This is a genomic window from Okeania sp. SIO3I5 (genome assembly GCF_010672085.1).
Taxonomy (GTDB): domain Bacteria; phylum Cyanobacteriota; class Cyanobacteriia; order Cyanobacteriales; family Microcoleaceae; genus Trichodesmium.
Window position 1 is genome coordinate 1 of record NZ_JAAHHT010000332.1, and the last position, 8,110, is coordinate 8,110.

Genomic DNA, 8,110 nt, shown 5'->3' on the forward strand with positions numbered 1-8,110 from the left:
CGGTGTGATCTTCCGATCTCAAGGAAAAAAGAAAAAAGTCTTAATCAAGGTAATCGGAATAAGTGAAAGAAGACTGCCAGGTGGGGTTGAAGAAGTTGATAGTGCTGATGACTTGCGAGTAGTGAATGCTGACAGTGTCCAAAGCTGGGTGCGGGGAGTATTTGAGGTTCAAGAGGATTGGAATGGTGTCAGTTTCGATGTGAAGCCAACAATGCCTAAGACTCAGGTAGATGCTGAATATAAGAGTGCTGACGGTATTTTAACGGCAGCATACTTTGAACACTTCGGTCTTGTACCTTTTGAAGCGCTTACTTCTGGACGATCATTTTTGGTAAGCGAGTTAAGTGGAGCAGGACAATTCGTGATTGAACAATATTCAGATCTAGGGGGCGAATTTGTAGTTAAAGATTTCGCACCAGCAAAAGGAAGGAAACTCAAATCAGAAGATTTGAAGTTAGAGACATTTACCCGAAATGTCTTTAATGATCGCCCTGAAGCATGGACTCAAGCAATGGCAAGCTTGGTGGAGAACATAGAAGACAGAAATACGAAAGCGAAGCAATTAGCGGAGAGGTTACTACAAGAATATACCCTCGAACATTTCGCGCAGTCTGTTGTCCATGCATTTGATGAACAGTGGAATGAAAAGACAACTTGCCAAGCTCCAGCTGGGGTAGTGAAGGTAGTCTCAGAAGATTAGGCTAGAGCTTACTGTTACTGCTGTTGTTATCTATTTTTTCTTCTATCAGAACAGAAGAATCTCAATGGCTTTTTGTACACTCTTAGTCTTTTATTAGATATCTCCAGAAAAGAGTGTCATCAGGGTTTGATAACCTTTTCTGGAGATTCCCATCATCAACGAAGTCACGCAAAATTAAGTATGGAGAAATGTTATGCCAACCCCACAGCAAAAAGCAGCAGCGGGAATCAAAGCTGATATTGCATTACAACTTGAAACAATCCAATTAGCTAAGAAAGATACGCTAAAAGCTCTTAAGAAGCAAAGAGTTCAAGCTCAGCAGGTTTATAAGCTTTCAAAGCAATTGCTTGCTGAACAGATAGCTCAAGAAAAACAATCACTTACCAAACAGATCGCTGAAGAAAAACTAGAGAATAGTATTACAACAATTGAGGATTCTGAAACAGACAAGCAACAGGAGGAAGCAGGAACCCAGGAAACTACAGTTGCTGCAACCGCAACAGAGGAAAATGATGGGACTGCAAGTAAAGCTCCTCCTGTAGAGAAAGGAAAGAAAGTTGAGACAAAGATTGAGAACAGCTCATTTACTCAAAGTGCAGCTAAAACAATTAACCAATTTCAACTTGAAGTAAATTCGGCTTGCCAAATAATTCAAGCGGGACTTGCTGAAAATATTAAGCAATTAGGAAACAATATTAATGACCAACTTGACGAGTAATATCATGTCCGGTTGAATAGTTATCATTAAGAATAAATGGGAGAAATATCTCAAACCTAGAGATTGTTTTCCTTACGGAATGCGGAGCAAACCTTCCACTCCGTTCCAGTCGCAATGACTTTATTGTTAGTGTTGATCCGGACATGATATAACATATATCCTGCTTACTTTATAGGGAGAATTGGACTTGGACTTACTCATCTTTCTCCCTTGTCACCATTATTCTCCTGTTTCTTCTTGCCTTGTCACAACCAGAAATTAAAAAACCTCTCCTTATAAACTTCTTAAGGGGAGGGTTTTATTGCTGAGAGCTAACAGCTAATAGCTGAAAGCTTACAAATTATCCTCCAATTTGTGACATACTTCGACTATAAATTCCAGTAGTACCAGACTCTCTTTGTTTAAAATTAATTTCTGGTTTTATACCTAATAAATATTCGACCTGCTCTCGTAACTCTCCAACAGAAACTCCATTACGCAGGCCATTTTTTAAATCTATTTGACCCATTTCATTCAAAAGGCAAGGTCTTAACCATCCATCCGCAGAAAGACGCATTCTATTACAGCGATCGCAAAAGCATTCGGACATTTGACTAATAAATCCTAGGGTTCCTTTTGCTCCAGGAATTTGAAATACATCGGCTGGCCCATTTCCCCGGACAAAAGATTCTGTTAGTCCCCATTTTTTCTTAATCGTTTGTCTTAATTCTTCAGAAGAAATCCAACCTGTATCGTCAAATAATTTATCATTACCAATAGGCATAAATTCAATAAATCGAATGTGCCAATTACGGTCAATAGTTAAAGCTGCTAAGTCTAAAATTTCATGGTCATTCACCCCAGGAATAACAACTACATTTATTTTTAAAGGGTCAAAACCAACTTCATAAGCAGCTTGAATACCATTCCAAACAAGTTGCCAACGACTACGACCTCTATTTCCAATAATTAAATTAAAAGTATCTGAGTCTAGAGAATCTAAACTAATATTAATTCTTTTTAAACCAGCTTGATATAAATCTTTTGCCATATTTGCTAATAAAAATCCATTAGTCGTCATAGATAAATCTTTTGTTTCTGGAAAAGAAGCGATCGCTTCAATCAAATCTACAAGACCAGCACGTAATAAAGGTTCACCTCCTGTTAAGCGAAATTGAGTAAAACCGACAGGAATAAATACATTTTTGAGCAGAGTTAGTAATTCATCATTAGTCAATAAATTTTGTTTTAAGATATAGTCAATTTCTGCACCTTCTGGCATACAATATTGACACCGAAAGTTGCAACGATCTATCAGACTAATTCTGAGATAATCAACGTTATTCATATTAAAATTTCTATGTTAATAAAATGTCAAATCAATTCAAAATTTAAAATTATTAATTCGCTCATTATAACCTCTGCCTGTTTGCTCCGCATTCCGCAGTCAAGTCAGAGACTTGAAACAAGGAAAATATTTTTGATTTTTTCGATAAGAGAGAAGAATGAGGATTGAATCCTTAATTAAACAATTATTGAAATTAAGTTAGAACTAAAAAATTTTAACTTTGAATGCGGGAATTTTGAATTCAAAAAATGGTCAATATAGAGTTTTTCAGCAAGTATGAGGTAAGTTATATTTTTCTTACCAAATAATTAATAATTATTAATTAAATAATTCAGATTAAAAGCCTCCCAAATAAACGATAAAAAGCTGTCGTTTTTGCGCTTCGCATGGCTGTCGCCGACATGGAAAACGGAGAATTCCACAGGAAAGGAAAACGTGGAGCGACTTGAATTGCGGAGCTGTCCGTAGGATGGGATGGATGGGTTACGGGCGCCATATCCAATCACCAAGGCGAGAATAGTGGTAGGATATTTCCTTATATTCAATTCCCTCATGGTTTTAACCAGAGGTAATTATCCATTATCCATTATCCATTAGACCTCTCCAGAAAAGAGGGAACAGGGAACACTTAACTCTTAACTGGAAGAAGTAATTGATAATTTCTAGATAAGAATTGATTCTATTTTGAATTTTAGGAGATGTCTATTAATGAACAAAGCTTTTATAGCCTATCAAAAACAATAGTTGATAGTTGACCGCTGCTTATATTATCAGTTAAATATTTCCTAAAACTTAGAATTTTGTACCTCACGCTTTTTGGGAATTAATATATTATACCGACCATTTTCCTGTTTGCCAGTTATTAGCAAATATTGTTTTGAGTTTGAGCAAAAAAAATATCTAATTACAACTCATGTAAATTTATGGTAAAGTTCAAACTCTAATATTTATTTTACAAAGACTATCTAAATTACTACTAATGGATAATTTATAATCGTTAAATTCGGTTTAAAACCTATTTTTAACAATGGATGATTTATGATTTACAATTGATAGTTAGATATAGCTTTTATTGATATATAATTGATAATTATAGATGATTTTCATTATCCATTATCAATTTTAAAAAATCCTTATATTCAATTACGTTAAGGTTTTAAACAGAGGTAATTATCCACTATCCATTATCCATTATTCATTATCCATTATTCATTATCAATTATCCATTATCCATTATCCATTAATAAAGTTATGCAGCTTGTCGATCGATTAAAATCTCTATTTATCAAAACTCCATCCCCAGAAACTGAGAATGAAGTTGATGAACTCCCAAAAAATATTACTTCTAGTTTAAATCAACAAATTCAAGGTTTACCTTGTCATCCTAAATATCTCGAAATTGTGCAATCTACTTTAGAAAAAGCATTACTTCAATGGCAAAATAATCCAGAGTCAAATGAACTGGTAATTCTCAGTAGCTCTATAGAACCTTTATCCCAAATTATTCAATCAGCTTTAGCTAACTGGAATAATGAAAATATCGAAGATATCAAGTTATTATCTTGGTCAAATAGACCAAAAGATTCCTGGAATATTCTTCCTAACTTACAAAAAGATTTAGGTCTGTCTGACAAATTAGATGTTGAGAATAGTTCTGGCAAATTTAAGGAATTAGTAGTTATTCCTTGTTTAGAAATTTGCTTTCTACGACAAATACATGGTTTGAATGGAATTGAGTTTTTAAGAAATAGAATCTTTGAAGACCACTCTCGATTTTGCTTAATTGGTTGTAATTCTTTAACATGGCAATATCTTGACCATGTTTATAATATTAAGTCTTACTTTGAAAAAACTCTACTATTACCAACTCTCACAGGAGAAGAAATTATGGAATGGCTGACTCCTGTAATTAATCAACTGGAGTTTAAAAACAATAGTCAAGATGAAGAAAAACAACTTGCTAAAATCAAAGAAAATTTTGATTATTTATCCTCTATTTCCGAAGGATTCAGTTCAGTAGCTGCTCAATTATGGTTACAATCTTTGAGTCTGGCAAATTTGGAAAATATTGATACTCAAACAGAAGATAAAGAGACTATGTTGGTAGAGTATAAAAAAGTCAAATTATTAGATTTACCAGAATTGAACCATGATGACCGCTATCTTTTATTCTCTATACTTTTGCACAAAGAAATTAATTTATCTCATTTAGCCTTGAGTTTAGGAGAACCGGAAAGTATAATTCAATTCCAAATTGAAAAATTATTACGCCTAAGCATAATTCAACGTTTGAATAATTTATTTAGCGTTCATCCTGCATATTATTTAAAACTTTGTAGGTACTTAAAAAAATATAATTTTATAACTGATTAATAGAATGACTTTATCTTTAAACTATCTAGAATTAACATTTAATTTTCATCTGTATGTACTTACAGTAGAACAAGGGTTAAAAGGAATAAGCATCAAGAATATAAATTTTCAGACTATTCTGCAAACAATAATTGCTTTACTTCTTGCTTATGGTTTTCTCATCAGCGTTAAATTTTTAAGTCAGTCATTGTCAGAAAGTGTACCCTTAAGATTTCGAGCAGCAGCTAAACAATCAGATCCTTTTCTACAAGCTTTAATTTTATTTACTACTACAATTTATGTACTAAGTTTATTCTTGCAACTTTCGACTCAAAATTTATTAGCGATAACGGGTACAATTGCTGTAGCTTTGGGTTTTGCTTTTAAAGATTATGTTAGTTCTCTAATTGCTGGAGTAGTAGCTCTATTTGAAACTCCCTATCGAGTAGGAGATCGGGTAAAAATAGGAGATAATTATGGTGAAATTATTAGTTATGATTTGCGAGGTATTCGTTTACTAACTATTGAAGATAATATGATATTTATTCCCCATAATAAAATTTGGAATGAGCCAATATCTAATTCTAATAGTGGTGCCTTAGAAGCTCAAGTTACAACGGATTTTTATTTAGCCCATGAAGTAGATTCAGAACTGGCAATTAAAATTTTATATCTGGCTGCTTATACAAGTAAGTATACTCAATTAAAATTGCCGATTAGAGTATTAGTTGAAGAAAAACCTTGGGGCACTCAATTTCAGTTAAAGTCTTATCCTATAGATGCTAGAGATGAATATATCTACAAAACTGATTTGGTGAGGCGAGTCAAACAAGCTTTTGCAAAACATGATTTTACCTATCCTCAAAGTTTTTTGAGGAAGGGAGTAGGGGAGTAGGAGATTTGTGGGGAGTGTGGGAGGTGTGGGGAGTGTGGGAAGTGTGGGAGGTGTGGGGAGAAATAAACATAAGAAAAATTAATATTAAATTGACTCAAATTCGCAAAAAGATGATTTTTTCATGTTAATTAATTAATCACTGAAGTGTCACTTAAGTATAATATTACTTTTGGGAATTAGTAAGTGCTTATGCAAAATTAATTACGCATTTTATTACAAATCTCCAATCTGATCGATAAATTATCAATTACTCCCCTCCTGGGAGGGTTTAGGGGTGGGTTCCCTATTCCCTATTTCCAGTTAAGTGTTCCCTCTCTCAACTAGGCAATTCCTCAAAGCACGACTACTTATTACAAGGGTGGGTTTTGAATAATCGACGCTATGGGTTACGAGTGTGGGAGTTGTGGAAAGTGTGGGAGGTTCAGGGGAAAGTCTGTTTTGATTAATGCAACTTGCGTATTTTCCAAACCCTGTACTTCGCAAACTCCTTACCTTTCCCCAACTCTAATCCCTAAAACCATCAATATATTTACTTCCAGAGAATAGAAAACTGCTGTAAAATGTTGCAATAATACTGCCACTATAATTTCTGATGAGCGTAGTGACCCAAAAATAAGGTCCCAAACTTTCCCTGAAAAGGGATAAAAAAATATTCGATTGAGTATTTCAATCCGAATGCTTCAGCAGTCGGTAGTTATAACTGATAACTGAAATGACCCTTTGTAGCAGTTTTATGGAGTAGAAGTGCAATGACGATTAAACGTCAGTACAGTTTGCCTAACTGCAAATTGATTTTGCAAGGCTTGAGTGATACTGGAGGAACTAATTTAAGTTCAGGGCAAGTATTGTCTATATTAATGAGTGCGGAATGTCATATTAATGGCCAAGCTCCACCTTTAACTGGGGGACGAGATTTTTTTGAAAGTTTGGTTAGGCAAGTTAGTAGCTATGCTCAGGAATTTCTGAGTGGAATATCTTACTCCAGACACCATAGTGACACTCAAGAGTTACTGCACTTAAAAAAAATAGATGTTAATCTGCACAGGTTAACACTTTCTGATGGCAATGACTCTCCTGGAAAAGACCAAAAACCGGAAAGAATTATTGATTTAACCACAGTTGAGTTATTCGATCTGGTTGAGGCAATAGACCAGTTTTTTGCTGATTCTCTCACTTTACCGGATTTCTCTTTAGCAGTCGGACCTGTTTCTCGAAAACAGGCCAACTCAGGAGAACCTATGGCCCAAAAAGTTCTGCCTGCTGCTGTGGGAATGTCCGGTTTAGCAATAGCAGCGTTAGCTTTATTTTTTGTACCTATTCCAGAAGTACAACGTCCGAGAGAACCTCAACCACAGTCAAATGAGAGTGTGGGTAATTTAGAGACTACTCCGACAGGTACCCCGGAACCTGGTTTTAATCCTACTCCTACACCTGAAAGTTCGGACTCTTCGCCAAAATCAACGACTATAGATTCATCTGAGGAGAGACTATCTGAAGAAAATTTAGAGTCATCTTTGACTACCAGTTCGGAAATTACCAATCCAACAGAGATTGAAAAATTACAGAATTTACTCTCTGAAAAAATTAATGATACTTGGAAAACAAAAATCAATACAGATTTGATGTATCGTGTAACAGTGGCTGCTGATGGTTCTATTATTGGCTATAAACCAATAAGTCCTGCTGCTGCTGATGATGTAGATAAAACTCCTCTGCCAAATTTATTGGACCAAGAAGCAGTAAATGGAGATGATAATCAATCTACGGCTGAGTTTAGGGTGTTGTTTACTAAACAAGGTTCCCTAGAAGTAGAACCTTGGTAAATTCAGTTATCAGTTATCAGTTATCAGTTATCAGTACCTTTGGCTGAAGCAAATACTAAATCGAATATTTTTTTCATCCCCCTATCCAGGGGCAGAAGGCTTCCCAATTTAGAATTTAGAATTTAGAAAAATGATTTAGTGAGTATAACAGTGCCTGGTGGTATATTTTTGACATACTCCCGACGTTGCCCTTACGGGACAACGCGGGATTCTGAGCGTCTGGGAAACCCTGACCGCGGAGCATGACAGAGGTGATGTCCTCCCCCTGTTTTGGCTTTTACAATAACAAAATGCT

7 protein-coding genes are annotated in these 8,110 nt (G+C 35.1%); 6 read left to right on the forward strand and 1 reads right to left on the reverse strand.

Annotated features, from left to right (window positions below; genetic code table 11):
• Both F6K40_RS36850 and F6K40_RS36855 read left to right on the forward strand, forming a co-directional pair.
• On the forward strand, positions 1–700 hold a 700-nt coding region (locus tag F6K40_RS36850; RefSeq protein ID WP_293144154.1), incomplete at its 5' end, for a glycosyltransferase.
• Between the two features lie 193 nt (positions 701–893).
• Positions 894–1,418, forward strand: a complete 525-nt coding sequence (locus F6K40_RS36855; protein ID WP_293144157.1) for a hypothetical protein — start codon at positions 894–896, stop codon at positions 1,416–1,418.
• Positions 1,419–1,758: 340 nt separating this feature from the next.
• On the opposite strand, the gene moaA is transcribed toward F6K40_RS36855, so the two are convergent.
• Positions 1,759–2,745, reverse strand: a complete 987-nt coding sequence (gene moaA, locus F6K40_RS36860) for a GTP 3',8-cyclase MoaA (RefSeq protein WP_293144159.1) — start codon at positions 2,743–2,745, stop codon at positions 1,759–1,761.
• Positions 2,746–3,996: 1,251 nt separating this feature from the next.
• Here moaA and F6K40_RS36865 point away from each other — a divergent pair.
• From F6K40_RS36865 to F6K40_RS36880, 4 genes are all read left to right on the forward strand, one after another.
• Positions 3,997–5,118 (forward strand): hypothetical protein, encoded by a 1,122-nt coding sequence (locus tag F6K40_RS36865; protein WP_293144161.1) that lies wholly within the window; start codon positions 3,997–3,999, stop codon positions 5,116–5,118.
• A 4-nt stretch (positions 5,119–5,122) separates the two neighbouring features.
• The gene (locus tag F6K40_RS36870) at positions 5,123–5,992 is read left to right on the forward strand and encodes a mechanosensitive ion channel family protein (RefSeq protein WP_293144164.1); all 870 of its coding nucleotides are present in this window, start codon (positions 5,123–5,125) and stop codon (positions 5,990–5,992) included.
• A 5-nt stretch (positions 5,993–5,997) separates the two neighbouring features.
• Positions 5,998–6,120 carry a hypothetical protein gene (locus tag F6K40_RS36875; protein ID WP_293144167.1) on the forward strand — a complete coding sequence of 41 codons (123 nt, stop codon included), beginning with the start codon at positions 5,998–6,000 and terminating at the stop codon, positions 6,118–6,120.
• Between the two features lie 621 nt (positions 6,121–6,741).
• Positions 6,742–7,815: a DUF4335 domain-containing protein gene (locus tag F6K40_RS36880; RefSeq protein ID WP_293144170.1), complete on the forward strand. Its 1,074-nt coding sequence runs from the start codon at positions 6,742–6,744 to the stop codon at positions 7,813–7,815.
• The last annotated feature ends 295 nt before the right edge of the window (positions 7,816–8,110 follow it).

Bases quoted from the DNA above. Each gene is read 5' to 3' on its own strand.
- F6K40_RS36870 (WP_293144164.1), top strand. From the start codon at position 5,123: ATGACTTTATCTTTAAACTATCTAGAATTAACATTTAATTTTCATCTG.
- F6K40_RS36880 (WP_293144170.1), top strand. From the start codon at position 6,742: ATGACGATTAAACGTCAGTACAGTTTGCCTAACTGCAAATTGATTTTG.
- F6K40_RS36855 (WP_293144157.1), top strand. From the start codon at position 894: ATGCCAACCCCACAGCAAAAAGCAGCAGCGGGAATCAAAGCTGATATT.
- F6K40_RS36865 (WP_293144161.1), top strand. From the start codon at position 3,997: ATGCAGCTTGTCGATCGATTAAAATCTCTATTTATCAAAACTCCATCC.
- moaA (WP_293144159.1), bottom strand. From the start codon at position 2,745: ATGAATAACGTTGATTATCTCAGAATTAGTCTGATAGATCGTTGCAAC.